This is a genomic window from Ruegeria sp. SATB045, from assembly GCF_059613525.1.
In genome coordinates, this window is the sequence record NZ_JBXWSR010000006.1 from 1 (window position 1) to 13,651 (window position 13,651).

General features: G+C 54.3%; 13 protein-coding genes. 6 read left to right on the forward strand and 7 right to left on the reverse strand.

The annotated features are described in order from the left end of the window. The coding region (locus tag AC2FNR_RS00745) for a hypothetical protein (protein WP_496847651.1) at nucleotides 1-605 on the forward strand (605 nt) is incomplete at its 5' end. Nucleotides 606-672: 67 nt separating this feature from the next. Here AC2FNR_RS00745 and AC2FNR_RS00750 read toward each other — a convergent pair. The 5 genes from AC2FNR_RS00750 to cuyA form a co-directional block, all read right to left on the reverse strand. Further along, the gene (locus AC2FNR_RS00750; RefSeq protein ID WP_170752018.1) at nucleotides 673-1,395 is read right to left on the reverse strand and encodes an alpha/beta fold hydrolase; all 723 of its coding nucleotides are present in this window, start codon (nucleotides 1,393-1,395) and stop codon (nucleotides 673-675) included. Then, entirely contained in the window at nucleotides 1,392-2,936 is a 1,545-nt protein-coding gene (locus AC2FNR_RS00755; protein ID WP_170752016.1) for an ABC transporter permease subunit, read from the reverse strand. Before AC2FNR_RS00755 ends, AC2FNR_RS00750 begins: the two co-directional genes overlap by 4 nt. Beyond that, nucleotides 2,933-3,988: a quaternary amine ABC transporter ATP-binding protein gene (locus AC2FNR_RS00760; protein WP_170387591.1), complete on the reverse strand. Its 1,056-nt coding sequence runs from the start codon at nucleotides 3,986-3,988 to the stop codon at nucleotides 2,933-2,935. Before AC2FNR_RS00760 ends, AC2FNR_RS00755 begins: the two co-directional genes overlap by 4 nt. 69 nt (nucleotides 3,989-4,057) lie before the next feature. After that, nucleotides 4,058-5,017, reverse strand: coding sequence for an ABC transporter substrate-binding protein (locus AC2FNR_RS00765; protein ID WP_170356586.1), 960 nt, complete (start codon nucleotides 5,015-5,017; stop codon nucleotides 4,058-4,060). Between the two features lie 32 nt (nucleotides 5,018-5,049). Further along, entirely contained in the window at nucleotides 5,050-6,063 is a 1,014-nt protein-coding gene (gene cuyA / locus AC2FNR_RS00770) for a D-cysteate sulfo-lyase (protein WP_496847657.1), read from the reverse strand. Nucleotides 6,064-6,257: 194 nt separating this feature from the next. Between cuyA and AC2FNR_RS00775 the strand changes: the two genes are divergently transcribed. Then, entirely contained in the window at nucleotides 6,258-7,160 is a 903-nt protein-coding gene (locus AC2FNR_RS00775) for a LysR family transcriptional regulator (protein WP_496847652.1), read from the forward strand. Between the two features lie 547 nt (nucleotides 7,161-7,707). Here the strand turns inward: AC2FNR_RS00775 and AC2FNR_RS00780 are convergent. Beyond that, a complete protein-coding gene (locus AC2FNR_RS00780) occupies nucleotides 7,708-8,715 on the reverse strand; it encodes a helix-turn-helix domain-containing protein (protein ID WP_170357373.1) in 1,008 nt (335 codons plus the stop codon). 132 nt (nucleotides 8,716-8,847) lie between these two features. Between AC2FNR_RS00780 and AC2FNR_RS00785 the strand changes: the two genes are divergently transcribed. The 4 genes from AC2FNR_RS00785 to AC2FNR_RS00800 all read left to right on the forward strand — a co-directional run bounded on the left by AC2FNR_RS00785 (nucleotide 8,848) and on the right by AC2FNR_RS00800 (nucleotide 12,706). Further along, nucleotides 8,848-10,245 (forward strand): metal-dependent hydrolase family protein, encoded by a 1,398-nt coding sequence (locus AC2FNR_RS00785; protein ID WP_496847653.1) that lies wholly within the window; start codon nucleotides 8,848-8,850, stop codon nucleotides 10,243-10,245. Between the two features lie 26 nt (nucleotides 10,246-10,271). Beyond that, on the forward strand, nucleotides 10,272-11,036 hold the full coding sequence (locus tag AC2FNR_RS00790) for a DUF3299 domain-containing protein (protein ID WP_496847654.1): 765 nt from the start codon (nucleotides 10,272-10,274) through the stop codon (nucleotides 11,034-11,036). Then, complete coding sequence (locus AC2FNR_RS00795) at nucleotides 11,033-12,211, forward strand: carbohydrate porin (protein ID WP_170337128.1); 1,179 nt, start codon at nucleotides 11,033-11,035, stop codon at nucleotides 12,209-12,211. The genes AC2FNR_RS00790 and AC2FNR_RS00795 overlap by 4 nt, the downstream gene beginning before the upstream one ends. A gap of 114 nt (nucleotides 12,212-12,325) precedes the next feature. Continuing rightward, nucleotides 12,326-12,706 carry a hypothetical protein gene (locus AC2FNR_RS00800; protein ID WP_496847655.1) on the forward strand — a complete coding sequence of 127 codons (381 nt, stop codon included), beginning with the start codon at nucleotides 12,326-12,328 and terminating at the stop codon, nucleotides 12,704-12,706. A 576-nt stretch (nucleotides 12,707-13,282) separates the two neighbouring features. On the opposite strand, the gene AC2FNR_RS00805 is transcribed toward AC2FNR_RS00800, so the two are convergent. Continuing rightward, nucleotides 13,283-13,555: a hypothetical protein gene (locus AC2FNR_RS00805; protein ID WP_496847656.1), complete on the reverse strand. Its 273-nt coding sequence runs from the start codon at nucleotides 13,553-13,555 to the stop codon at nucleotides 13,283-13,285. Nucleotides 13,556-13,651: the final 96 nt, after the last annotated feature.

The following is a 13,651-nucleotide window of genomic DNA, read 5'->3' on the forward strand; positions in this document are numbered from 1 at the left end:
GAATGCCGCCACTCGAGCTGCTTGAAGTCCGGGCATCAGCATTCCTTGGTGGGTCGGAAGTTAACGTGACAACACCAGACAATCGGTTCAAAGCCCTGAGTGACAGCCAGAAGGGCAAACCCTGGCCGGATGTGCCGGTAGTCAAGGATGGCGTTGTGACCCGGTATGATGAGTTCCTGAAAAGTGCCGGGTCGGCAAAATCGGATGAGGCCCAAGAACCGGAGCCTGAGCCTGTCGCCAAACCGCCCTTGTCGCAGCGTGCGGCTGTCACTGGACCACGCTCTTACGATCCACCCGGGTATGACGGATACCTTGATCAAGGTGTGGTCGGCTACGGATACTTCGAAGATCCGCGCGAGACGACCGATGACGAGGAAACAGCCGAGGACCGCCAGCTAACGCAAGCAATCAAAACGGTGAAAGCACCCAGCTTTGCGGACAACCTCGGCAACCTCCTGAACCTGGCACCAGTCAGCCCGGACAGTGAGCCCGCACTTGCCGACCTGGCACATCGGCTCTCACCTGAAGAGCTGGTCAAAAGGCTGACGCCGCTGTTCAGCGGCGAAAACGCAATCATCAGTGGCCATTCGCTGCGTGGGGCATAAACTGGCAAGAAGCGGACAAAGCTGATCTTGGCTGCCGCCCTGCAAAAGTCCAAGTTGTTGGTATTGCTCAGCGGTCCAAAAAGTCGGAGATTAAACGTGTGAAAAAATCAGGTCTCTCGGCATGTAGAGCGTGAGCGCAACCTGGCACAACTGCCAACAAAGTATTGGGAATTGTTTCCCAAAGCATTTGAATTTGGCTCCACGGATATGTCCGATCTTGATCGCCCCAGAGCACAAGAGTTTCCTGCCGGATCCGGCTAAGGTTCTGCTCTCCTGACCAGGATTGCATGGCTTCAAGCCCAGCATTTATGGCGGCCAGTTTGGCTTTAGCGGCGATCCCAGCGCAGTGTTCATATCCTGTTGCAGCTTCACAATCCAGAAACCAAGTCGCTGCGATTCTACGTGCGGTGGCCGCCGGGCCGTCTTTCCCAGCGCGCCTTTTACTGTGCTCAATAGTCTCGAACCGCCCCGGCAAAACACCGACCGCGCCAGTCGCGTAAAGCACAAGTCGGTTAATCCTTTCACCGTCGCGCAAGGCAATTTCCTGAGCGATCATACCGCCCATGGAATGACCCAGCAGATGGTATTCCTCTACTCCAAGGCCGCGGAGGTGCCGGACGACCCAATCCGCATATCCGCCAATACTGTCAATTGGCGGCAGATAGGCATTTGCGCCGAACCCAGGCAGGTCGACGGCAACCACATCAGCATGCTGCTGCAGTGTATCGCGACACCCATCCCATTGTGCGCTGCCCCCCATGAAACCATGAACAAGGACAAGGGGGATCACTTTCGCTGACCTTGAACGATCCGATCAAGGATCATCGCACAGAATAGAATGGCAAAGCCTGCGAGGATACCCTGGCCTACATTGGCGTATTGCAGCGCCTCGAGAACGTCTTCGCCCAGCCCTTTCGCGCCAATAAGCGAGGCCACCACGACCATGGCCAGCGACAGCATGATTGTCTGGTTGATGCCTGCGCGAATGGAGGGGCTGGCAAGCGGCAGATCGACCTTGGTGAGAAGGTACCACTTGTTGGCGCCAAAACTGATCGCGGCTTCACGCACGCTTTCAGGAACACCACGCAGGCCTAAAACGGTAAGGCGTACCACGGGGGTCCCGCCGAAGATCATGGTGACGATGACTGCCGCTGGCTTGCCAACCCCGAAAAATGCAATCACAGGCACCATGAAGACAAAGGCAGGCATGGTCTGCATGAAATCCATGATCGGTTGGATGACCGCGTAGAACCGCGGTCGACGCGCAGAGAACATGCCTAAAGGAATCCCAATCACGATGGAAAGCAGCGCCGCAGTGCCGAGAAGCGCCAATGTGGTCATAGCTTTTTCCCAAAAGCCGAGGAGACCCATGTAGGCCAGAAAGGCGCCAGACCATATAGCCATGCGCAAGCCAGCGGTAAGCCAGGTCAAAAGAATGATCAGCGCGGCCACCACGATCCAAGGGGTCTGAACTAACGCAACCTCCATGGCATCCAGCAACCAGCGAATGGCCGCGGTGAGCCCGTCAAAGAACGCCACACTGTTGGCGACGCACCAGGCGATAAAACCCTCTACGCTGTCAATACTGGCCAGGCGGATTGAGTTATCTGTCGGGAATTCGCTAAGAAATGAAAAACGGCCCGGGAAACTGTAGTGGACCATTGCAGTCGCGACCAACAGGATCATGAAACCCGCGCTGAAAACAATCTGGCTGACCGGCATGCCGGAGCGAATGGTGCGATCTGAGAGCCAGTCAGAAAAGCGGGCCTCCAGCGCCCAATTGGCGGCCACAGCCTGTATGAGCTTGGCCACAAGCAAGATGACGACACCGGTGAGTGCAATCGATGGGCCTTGCGCAGCGAGCAAATCTGCCTCAGCGCGGAACCCCTCAATATTGGCCTCTAGACCTTCGATCTGGCGCTGGATGGCTGCGGCTCTATCCGAGCCGCTCTCTTGCGCGGCCGCGAGTTGCTGGTAGCGCAAATCGAGCGTACCTTCGATCGAGGTCACACGGGCCATCGCGTCTGCTCCCAGATCTCCGAACAGGCCCCGCGCGATCTGCACAAAGCCGATCGCTTCGACGACAAGAAAGGCCAATGCCCATGACCAAAGGCCGCGTGCGCCGAACCAGATTGGACCAAAGAGCCCGGCCATCACATTGAAGGTTGCCGTAAAGCGTGCGGACGCCCCGATCTTGTCGAAATTGCGGATGTAGTAATCGGGGCTTGTGCGCACAAAAGTGCGGATATTCTCGCGGCGTTCCTCGGCATAGGCCTGCGCGGCTTCGCTTTCTGTGTCTTCAAGGGGGTTCACACCAAGATCTTCGCTCATGACATTTCCGTCCCTTCAATCACGGTGCGCAACAGATCTGCGCGAGTGATGACACCTCTGTCCTCGCCGCCTTCGGACACCAGAACCGGCCGTTCGTCGTCGATGGCTCGTGTAATTAAAGCGGAAAGTGTCTCATTGTGGTCGACCCTGTCGATGTCAGCCGGCAGTGGGCCGTGCTTAGCGAGATAGCTGTCCAAGGGCTGCATCGCCGCATGAGCATGCACCACCTTCAGGCGCGATATCCCGGCCACGAAATCGGCGACGTAGTCATCAGCGGGATGCATCACAATGTCCTCAGCCGAGCCGATCTGCACCATCTTGCCGTCACGCATGATCGCAATCCGGTCTCCAATGCGGACGGCCTCATCAAGGTCATGGGTGATGAAGATCGTGGTCTTCTTGAGGATTTTTGACAGCCGGATGAACTCATCCTGCAACTGCCGCCGGATCAGGGGATCAAGTGCGGAGAAGGGCTCATCCATCAGTAGAACATCAGGGTTGGCTGCGAGCGCACGGGCAAGTCCCACACGTTGCTGCATGCCGCCAGAGAGTTCGTGAGCGAATTTTGACCCCCAAGCCCCCAATTCGACAATGTCGAGAATGGCGGCCGCCTGCCGCATGCGCTCGTTCTTGGCGACTTGGCGGATTTCCAGCGGCATAGCCACGTTGTCAAGGACTGAACGGTGGGGCATCAGCGCAAAATTCTGGAAGACCATCCCGATTTTCCGGTTGCGGAAAGCCTGAAGTTCCTTTGTGCCGAGGGCCATGACGTCCGTGCCTTCGATCTCGATCTTGCCGGCCGTTGGTTCGAGCAGGCGATTGAAATGGCGCACGAGCGTGGATTTGCCGCTCCCTGATAGGCCCATGATACAGAAGATCTCACCGCGTTTGACGTCGAGGCTGACATCGGCAACACCCACCACCGCGTTGAATTCAGCAAGGACTTCAGCCTTGGTCAGCCCCCGCGCACGAATGGCTTCAAGAGCGGCCTCGGGTTTTGCCCCGAAGATTTTCCAGATGTTGGAAATTTCGATTACAGTCTCGTCGCTCATCCGCCCACCTGTGCGTGCCTTCAAATGGGGCGGCACCGCTAGGTGCTGCCCGTTGTTTTTTGGCTTGGCTCAGAGACCCAGCATCGAATCTACGCGCTCGGAATTGGCGTTAACCCATTCGGCCGCAACTTCCTCAGCATCGCGCCCATTGGCACTGATCTCGAAGGCCAGCGAGCTAACGTCATCGGCGGTCAGCGCGAAGTTGGCGAAGAATTCCGCAATCGCCGGCGAGCGATCCGCAAGCGAGTTGGACCAGGCGATCTGAACTTCCTTCAGAGCGTCCTTACTGGCTACCATCGACTTGTTGTACCAATCAGGGTCGTCGGAAGGTTGCACCATCACGTATTTTTCAGGGTCATAAGTCGGTTCGGTCAGCATCACTACGTCAAACATGTACCAAACAGCATGCGGCTCATAGCAGTAGAAGGCATATCCTTCTTTTTTGGCAATACTGTCCTTGATGCGCGCGGTCTTCACAGCTTCCTCGGCGCGGATCGGATCGATGAAATCCAACAGGCCATAGTCGCGCACCTTCACCTCGTTGACATTGGCCGAGGCCCAGCCGGGCGCACCGATCCACATCTCACCCTTACCATTGCCATCGCTGTCCATCGCAGCCGCCACATCGGGGCGTCCAAGATCCGCGATGTCGGTGATGTTCATCTCTGCTGCAAAGTCTTTGGAGACGCAGAAGCCCTGATTGCCCTGATATGGGTTCGATGACAACGTCACTGTGCCAGCACCATCAACATATTGCTTGGTAAACGCTTCCTGATTTGGCAGCCATACATCGGGGTGAACGTCGATATCGCCCTTACCCTGATCCATCGCTTGAAAGATCGTGGCATTGTTACCGGGCACATACTCCACCGTGCCGCCTATGCGGGTGGTCACGATCTCACCCAAGACATGGGCAATAGCCTGCGCTCCGGTCCAAGTAGGAACACCGATCTTAACCTCTTCAGCGGCAAGTGGTGCGCCGAGAGCTGAAACCAAAGCCGCGCTGATCAAGTATTTTTTTAGTTTCATTTGATATCTCCTTGTTGGTTTGTTGTTTATTTTCAGGCCACGTAGCCAGGAAGTTCGAAAGTTTCGGGATAGCCAAATAGGGCTGCGCTTCCGCCGGTATGCAGAAAAACGACATTGTCCATACCATCGAAATAGCCTTTGCGGGTTTGGTCGATGAGCCCATCCAATCCTTTACCGGAATAGACCGGGTCGAACAAAAGTCCTTCGGTGCGGGCCAACAGCTTAAGCGCGTCAATCATCCCTTTGGTGGGAAGACCATATCCTGCACCGACGTAGTCGCAATTTGCGCGTACATTTTCGCGCGCAATGGGCGTACCCGTCTCCATATACTCGACAGTACGTACGGCCAGATCATGGACCATGCCTTCCTGTTTGTCTTGTGGGGCACGCACGCCGATGCCCAAAAGGTGAATGTCACTTTCCAGTGCGGCAAGACCGGCGACCAATCCGGCTTGTGTGCCCGAGCTACCGGTTGCATGTACCAACGCGTCAATTTTCAACCCGGCATGGGCGGCCTGTTCGTTTAACTCGCGCGCGCAATTCACGTAGCCCAAAGCCCCGATCGGGTTCGATCCACCGCCGGGAATGATGTAAGGGGTTTTGCCTTCTGTCTTCATCTGCGCGGCGCAGGCTTCCATCTCTGCGTTCATGTCCGCACCACCGGGACGCTTGGAGACACTGGCGCCATGCAAACGATCCAACAGGACATTTCCATTCAGAATATAGTTCGGATCATTAGAACCCGTGCGATCCTCAAGCAGGATATGGCACGCAAGGCCAAGTTTTGCGGCCGCCGCTGCTGTCTGGCGCGCGTGATTGGATTGCGTCGCCCCCTGCGTGATGATGGTATCTGCACCTTTCTGGACAGCGTCAGCCATCAGAAATTCCAGCTTACGAGTCTTGTTCCCACCCGACGAGAGGCCGGTGCAATCATCCCTTTTGACCCATAAACGTGGACCACCCAAAACCTCACTCAGGCGATCCATCGGCTCCAAAGGCGTAGGAAGATGACCAAGCGATACCCGGGGAAATTTCGCCAGTGTCAGCGATAGCTCCTTGCACAAGCTCAAAACCATCTCAGGCGCGACCATCGCGTCACCGCCGGTCATCTGAATTGTCTCCGCCACCACACTCTCCCTGCGTTTGCCAACAGCCAAACACTTTCAAAAGAAAAAGAAGAAAAACAGTGCATATTGCGCAGGCTGCTCATACATTTTCTTTGGGTACTCGGGAGATGCGGATGAATATGCTGTGGTTTGACGATGTTCTGGCCCTTCTGGAAGAGCGGAACATGACACGGGCTGCGGCCCGCAGAAACATCACACAACCAGCGTTCTCAAGGCGTATTCGCAGTTTTGAGGAGTGGCTGGGGATTGAAGTTCTTGATCGCAAATCGAACCGGGTCGAGATCAGTCCAGCACTGGCCTCTAACGAGGCCGAAATCCGCTCTTTGATCGCAAGGCTAAATGACCTTCGCACAAAAATTGCGCAACATGGCCCCACCGTTTCGATTGTGACGATCGCCGCGACACACGCATCGGTCGTCTCCACCTTCCCTGATATGGCATTGCGTGCACGTGCCACGTTCAAGGGGCTCCGTTTTCGCCTCAGGACTGCCAATCTGAACGATTGCGTCACTCTGTTCCTGCGCGGCGATACCAACATGCTGCTATGTTACGAGGCGCAAACCGTCGCCCCAATGCCGTTCGGAGCAGGCATACGTCGCGGCACTTGGGGTCACGACTACCTTATTCCGGTCATCGGTGGCGGATTGCGGTATGCAGTGCGCGGAAACGGCGACGTGCCTTTGGATACGCCAGCGATCGTCTATCCCGAAAACAGCTATTTCGGCGAAGCATTGAACAAGAGCAAACTCCCGTTCGGAACCGCCGATTTCAGCAAAAACCCCGTTTGCCAGACGGCCTTTTCAAGTGGAGCAAAGGAAATGATCCTGAACGGTCTCGGTGTTGGTTGGCTGCCGTTCAGTATGGTGCATAAGGAAATTGAAAGCGGCGAGCTGATCTCCCTACGCAACCAACTGGGCCAGGAAAAGCTCGACGTGGTGGTCTATGCCCATCACCAGACCAAGATAGCGAAAATGTTGCTTGATTTCTGGACAAACAGGCCGTTTTCAAAGTCTTGAGCCGATAAAACGCCAATCAGCACCAAAGACCATAGCCATCTGTCGGCACCAAACATTGACCTCTGAAAGCTGTGTGAAATTGCCGCGCTTCTCGCGGTATCCTATCCCACAGTCGTCCGGATTTCGTATATATTCAATGATCGCTTTGGGCTCAGTGTTGCCGTTCTCCGCAGCAAGCATGATTGGCTGGTCCCAGCCTGAAGCAGGCATTCACAATCACGCTTTTCAGTTTTGCACCAAGCCATTGACTAGGACATGCGCGACGTTCAGGAAATCATGTTGTCTGCTGTAAACGACTGAATTGGGCTCGGTGCCATCGTTGTCTGCTGTTAGCATGATTGGCCGCACGCAGCCCGAAGCGGACCTTCGCAACCAAGCTTTGCGAACTCCGAAATACACAACGAAACGGCCAGTTGCAGAGGTTGTATCGGCGGTGGCAACCAACCATTCATGTCGTCGACTAACCTGTTCAACGTCGCACTACAACTTCTCCGAACTGATCCCACGAGGACCTAATCTTCGAAGCGTTCATTTGGCTCGACCACATTTACTTGCTTCGGAACTTGGTCGGTGTCATTCCGGTCTGACCTCGGAAAAAGCGAGTGAAATGGGACTTGTCAGAATAGCCGAGCATCAGTCCGATCTCTGCAATTGTCATCTGGTTTTGTTTGAGGTGCTCCTTGGCGACATCGATACGCAGCCGTTTGATTTCGCGCGGTAGCGTTGTGCCTTGTTTTTGAAGCGCTTTCAGAAACCGTTCCGGTTGTATTCCCAGCATTCCAGCCACCATCTCTGGTCCCAAATCGGTTTCATCCAGTTTGTCGCGTAAGACAGATCGCAAAGCTGCCACCACGGTTACTTCTTCATCTTGTCGAAGTGATGCTATGGGCTTGGCAGAACCCTCAGAGACGTGGTGCAAAAACAACCATTCCACAGGAAAACTAATTTGCATTCCGGGATCAGTCCCAAGGCCAACCTCGATCCCCTTGTAGTCGATAGGCAGCCCATTGATGTATCTGCTTTCCCATCGCACACGGGAAGAGTCCCAGGACTCTCCGACGACGGTCTGCAATAGGCGTACATAGATTGCGGCACCAAAACCGGTCACCTGAATGGGTGGGACGGTTGGTTCCTGTTGCCTCTCGATACGATAAGTCGCTTTGTCTGCTTCAATGACAAGGCTGTGCCGCACAGAATTGGACTCCTGCGGCACGAGCTCAACAAAGCGGGTAAAAAACTCGAACAGCGTTTTTGTAGATTGCAAGGCTTGAGCGAAGGGCGGCCATCCTTGTAGGTCAAACGCTTCCCCTACATTCAGTCCTAGGTATCGATCCCCTGATACTTCTGAGAAAGCATTTACCAAGCCGTAAACCAACTCGGAGTGAACGAACACGGATGGGTTAGTCATCAGTTCAGCTTTCAAGCCGACCTGGTCCAATGCTGGTTGCGGATTGATCTTACGTTCGGTGAGATATTGCAGAAAGGGAGCGGCTAAAGAGAGGCGAACAAAGCCCTCGCTATGCTCTCGGGAGGTGGAGTTGAAAGGCAAGCTCATAACCCTTGTTGGATTAGCTTTAAGAAGTGGCCATTTTTGCAGTCACATTCGTACATCCTAATTCAAAAGGGGCAACCGAGCCAATGAATTCCAGACTATAGTTGGCAAAACATGAATATGAAGGGAGTGCTTATGTCCGGCTTACGAATGTCTCTTTGCTCGACGGCAATTGTCGCGGCAGTTCTTTCTTTTTCGGCGACCGCGCAGGCTCAGGATCAAGAAGAACCCCAAACGCTGTTTACCAATGTGCATGTCTTCGATGGCGTGAATGAACAGCGTATCGAGAATGCCAGCGTATTGGTCGAGGGTAATTTGATTAAGGCCGTATCAACCGATGCGATCGATGCCCCCGACGCTACGGTCATTGACGGAGAAGGGAGGACACTGACCCCCGGCTTCATCGAAAATCACGCACACCTGATGCTGCCAGGACCCACGTTGCCCGCAATGGAAGCCAACAGCACTTGGGAAGACCTCGCGATTCACGGCACTCAAATGGCTGAGATGTACTTAATGCAAGGCTTTACCACCGTAAGAGATGCAGGTGGCGCTAATGGAGGTCTTCGCCGCGCAATCGACACCGGGACCATTGCCGGGCCGCGTTTCTACCCTGCGGCTGCTTTTCTAAGTACGCGTGGTGGCCATGCTGATTTCGCCAACTTTACGGCGCCTGTTGGCCAGTCTTCGAACTTCAGCCGTCTGAATATGGCCCAAGAAGTCGACAGCGTCTCTGACATGTACAAGTTTGCTCGTAACAACTTCCGGATGGGAGCAACACAACTGAAGTACATGCAATCAGGCGGTGTAGTTTCAGTGTTTGACCCGTGGCAGTTATTGGCAGGATCGACGGCAGAGTTAGAAGCGGCCGTGCAGGTTGCCAACGAATACGAAAGCTACGTCATGGCCCATTCCTACCGCAAGGAAACGATCATGGCGGCACTGAATGCTGGTGTGCGATCAATTGAACACGGGTTCATGTTTGATTGTGAAATATCAGCGCTGATGGAAGAGAAAGGAGCCTACATCACGACCAATCTCACCGCATTTGATCCAAATCTCTTCGATATTCCTGCCATTCGAGATGTCCCAGCCAGCTTACGAAAGGCACAGTCAGCTACGCAGGCTTTTGGCGACTACATAAAAAACATGAATGAGTGCCCAGCTAAAAGAGGGTTTCACACGGATTGCGTAGGTTCTGTAGCCGCCTGCAATATTCAAATTGCCTATGAAAAACATCTCAATAATGAGTTCTTTGGCTCTCACGCCTCGTTGGTCGCAATGACATCTACTGGCGGTGAAATCGCCGCTTTGTCCGGACCATTCATGAACCCCTATCCCGAGGGCAATCTGGGTGTGATTGAGGAAGGAGCCTATGCGGATATCCTGCTAATCGACGGTAACCCACTTGAAGACTTCTCGGTTGTTGGCACAGGTGATCAGTGGTTCGGTGCCGACCCAAGGCCTGAAAGCCCAGATACGATCCGCCTGATCATGAAGGACGGTGTGATCTACAAAAACACACTGGATTGACCAGATAAAGCAGCCGGAGAGCATTCATGCGAGATTGGTTTTGCTCCGCAGTATTCGCAGGGTTGGTTTTGTGCGGTTATGATGCTGCGGCGACGCCTGGAACCGCGTTGGACTGGGCAGATCTGCCAGATCCGTCTGCGCAGGTCTTTGATGACCCCTATCGTGAACTCAGCCCCGAACAGTTCGACGATGTTCTTTTCGTTGTGCGTATACGCGGCAGGTTGCAGCAGGAGGTTGGCAGCGCCGAAGAACGGCAGAAATGGCAATTGCTTTTAGCAGAGACCGAAGACGCCTTGGTGTCAGACGGAATTGACGTCGACTGGTTACTCGATCAGCGCGAGGTTGTGACGGAACGTCGAAGAAAGGCTGGAACGAGCGGAAACCCGCAATTCGACGGCAGAACAATCACACTCGCGGGCTTTGCCATTCCTGCTCCAAGCGATCCGGACGGCCGGCCTGTGGCATACTTGGTGCCAGAAAGAGGGATGTGCAGCCACATGCCTCCACCTCCGCCTAACCAGATGATCCGTGTGCGGTTGAACGGGGACTGGGCGCCTAGCTATTTCCACGAACCCGTTCGGCTGACAGGCACGCTGACTATCGATCCTTCCGTTCATAATATGATGGTTGTGGATGGCCTCATGCCTATGAATGCGACTTTCCAGCTAGAGGCGGAACGTGTCGAAACTCTGGAAACCGAGGCAGACAGGTTGGAATGGAAGCAGCGTGCTGCTGATCGCATCCGCGCGGCAGGAAATCGCAAGACCGGTGGGGCACAGGCGTCAAAATGATAAGACTTCTGGTTGCCGCATTGAGCATTGCATTTGCTGGCGCAGCGTCGGCTCAGGGACTATCCGGGCCATCTTCAGTCGAAGCCGATCTTGCGCCCGGAGACGGGCTCACCGATCCGCAATATCGTTCCGATTTTCCACGCAACATCGCACCGGGTTGGTTTCAGTGGAAAGACCGACTGGCTGAGGGTGGTTTTCGGTTCAACATTGACTACCTGGCATTGGGCCAAACCACGGATGCTGATCTGGGAACCGGCGAAGCAGCCAGCGGAATTGCGCGGTTCTACGGCAGTTGGCAGGCAACTGAACGGGGGTCTCTGACATTCAAGATCGAAGACAGGCACAGTTATACTGACGTTGCTCCGCAATTTCTCGGGCTGGATGGCGGAGCCCTTTCAATCACGGGAACAGCCTTCAATGACAACGGTTTGCTTCTGACCAATTTGTTCTGGACCCAAAGGGCTGAGAATGGGTCGTGGGCGCTGCAAGTCGGCCAGATTGATGTAACGGACTTTGTGGATATCTACGGGTTGGTAAGCCCCTACAGTGGTTTTCAAAACCTGTCTTTCAATACCAACCCGACAATCAACACGCCCAACCAAGGCCTTGGTATTGCCGGTGGGGTAAAGCTGAGCGAGAACCTCTACGCCGTTGCCAGCGTATCAGACGCAAACGCCGACCCGTCCGATCCAAACTTTGATGTGTTTAGCGACGGCAATCTCTTCAAGTCGCTCGAACTTGGGTACACGTCCGGCTTTGATCGCATCTACTTCGACAATATCCATCTGACCCTCTGGCATGCGGATGCGGCTGACGATGGCAGTCGAGCAGAAGATTACGGCGCAGCGTTTTCCGCCGCATGGTTTGTTGACAATAAATGGATGCCGTTCTTCCGTGCAGGGGCCTCGAAGGGAACCGCAGCGCTTTATGAACGGTCGATTTCTGCCGGTCTCGGTTACTATGGTCGCAACACCGATTTGGCCGGTCTGGGCCTAAACTGGGCCGAAGCAAGAGGCATAGATGGCGATCAGTTCACGCTTGAAGCTTTCTACCGCTTTTCAATCTCACCCGGACTGCAGATCACGCCATCGGTACAATTCATTTCCGACCCGCTTCTAAATCCCGATCAGGACCGGATTACCCTGTTCGGTCTAAGAACCCGGATCGTTTTCTAATGCGGGGTGAAGGCAGTCACTAAGGGGTGTGCCAAAGGGCAACTAAGAGAGATCAAGCGCGTGCCGGAATTTTCAACGCCGGTCGAATGAAGTTGGGAAGCAAAGGAACAATCTATGAAGATTGCATACGGAATTCTTGCAGCCTTAGCAGTTGTGTTTTTCATCCTTGGAGGCAGCGATGCCCATGCCAAAGACAACAAGGGTAAAAAGCCGAACAAGGGGGGCAAGAACGGTGATGTCAGCATTCAGATAGAAGACAAACCCGGCAAAGGCCCAAAAGCTGTACCACCTGGACAGATCAAGCGCTACACGCGCGGTGCCAAGCTCCCATCTGACCTGGAGTTCGAGGATATTGGGGACCTTTCCAAATGGAAGCTTGGGGAGCCGGGCAAAGGAAACCGCTACATTCTGGTCGATGAAGAAGTCCTCGAAGTTACGAATGACCTGTCTACCGTGGTCGATGCCGTCGGCATCGTCGGTGATCTTCTAAATTAGGCGAAAGTACGATGTTTCAGGGCAAGAACTACCTCGTTTGCCCTGACGCTGGCCGGGGCGATCATTTGTGAACCCCGGCCCAAGTTCAAAACCCGGATCCGAGGCGCTACGATGATAAAGGCCCTTCTTGTTCTTTTTGCGCTTGCTACCTTTTCGTCAGCACGCGCCCTACTCGCTCAGGAAAACGGTGCAACTGAAGTCCCGCAAACAATACGCTTTGAGGGCTATGTATAGCCCAGTCGCGAAGCAGAACTGTCGCCTTTGGTGGACAATGTGGTCAACCGGACTTTGCAAAGTCTGCTTTCTGCGCATCGCTGACCTTAAAGCGCGTTGAAGCATTTTGTATTTTGGGCTCTCTTCAGACCTCAGATGCACCGCAGTATCTGACTCGGGGAAAGCCATCCTCACCTGAAAGGACGGCCCATTGCGGCCATTTGAAGGTGGTCTTGATGCCGCGACGCAACCGGTCGAAGCGGACATTCGGCGGTAGTATGGAAAAGGCCTCGGGAGCATCAATCATTCGAAAAGCACGTTCGACCTGACTTGCAACAAAAGCGACCAAAAAAAGAACAAGTTCTACAAATTGTCCCAAACCCAGCCGGCAACTTCGTTGTGCGAACGAGATTTCAAGCGTAACTCGTGGATTTCAGAGACCACCCGGTAGTCATCCGGCGCTAGTTCCAGCAACTCGCCCCTTCCCACCCAGATATCAGCATAATGCACAGGGATTAGCCCGATATGGGTTCCGGCCAAAGCCATGTAAGTTGTGGACTCAATGTTACCTTGTGAAACATCTGCTTTCTCATCAAGCAATCGAATATCCAGTGCTTCGTCAATTGGATTGCTCAAGAAACTATGGGCCGAAATTTGGTGTTGTCACGTTAACTTCCGACCCACCAAGGAATGCTGATGCCCGGACTTCAAGCAGCTCGAGTGGCGGCATTC

Bases quoted from the DNA above. Each gene is read 5' to 3' on its own strand.
- AC2FNR_RS00755 (WP_170752016.1), bottom strand. From the start codon at position 2,936: ATGAGCGAAGATCTTGGTGTGAACCCCCTTGAAGACACAGAAAGCGAA.
- AC2FNR_RS00760 (WP_170387591.1), bottom strand. From the start codon at position 3,988: ATGAGCGACGAGACTGTAATCGAAATTTCCAACATCTGGAAAATCTTC.
- AC2FNR_RS00765 (WP_170356586.1), bottom strand. From the start codon at position 5,017: ATGAAACTAAAAAAATACTTGATCAGCGCGGCTTTGGTTTCAGCTCTC.
- AC2FNR_RS00775 (WP_496847652.1), top strand. From the start codon at position 6,258: ATGAATATGCTGTGGTTTGACGATGTTCTGGCCCTTCTGGAAGAGCGG.
- AC2FNR_RS00780 (WP_170357373.1), bottom strand. From the start codon at position 8,715: ATGAGCTTGCCTTTCAACTCCACCTCCCGAGAGCATAGCGAGGGCTTT.
- AC2FNR_RS00785 (WP_496847653.1), top strand. From the start codon at position 8,848: ATGTCCGGCTTACGAATGTCTCTTTGCTCGACGGCAATTGTCGCGGCA.
- AC2FNR_RS00790 (WP_496847654.1), top strand. From the start codon at position 10,272: ATGCGAGATTGGTTTTGCTCCGCAGTATTCGCAGGGTTGGTTTTGTGC.
- AC2FNR_RS00795 (WP_170337128.1), top strand. From the start codon at position 11,033: ATGATAAGACTTCTGGTTGCCGCATTGAGCATTGCATTTGCTGGCGCA.
- AC2FNR_RS00800 (WP_496847655.1), top strand. From the start codon at position 12,326: ATGAAGATTGCATACGGAATTCTTGCAGCCTTAGCAGTTGTGTTTTTC.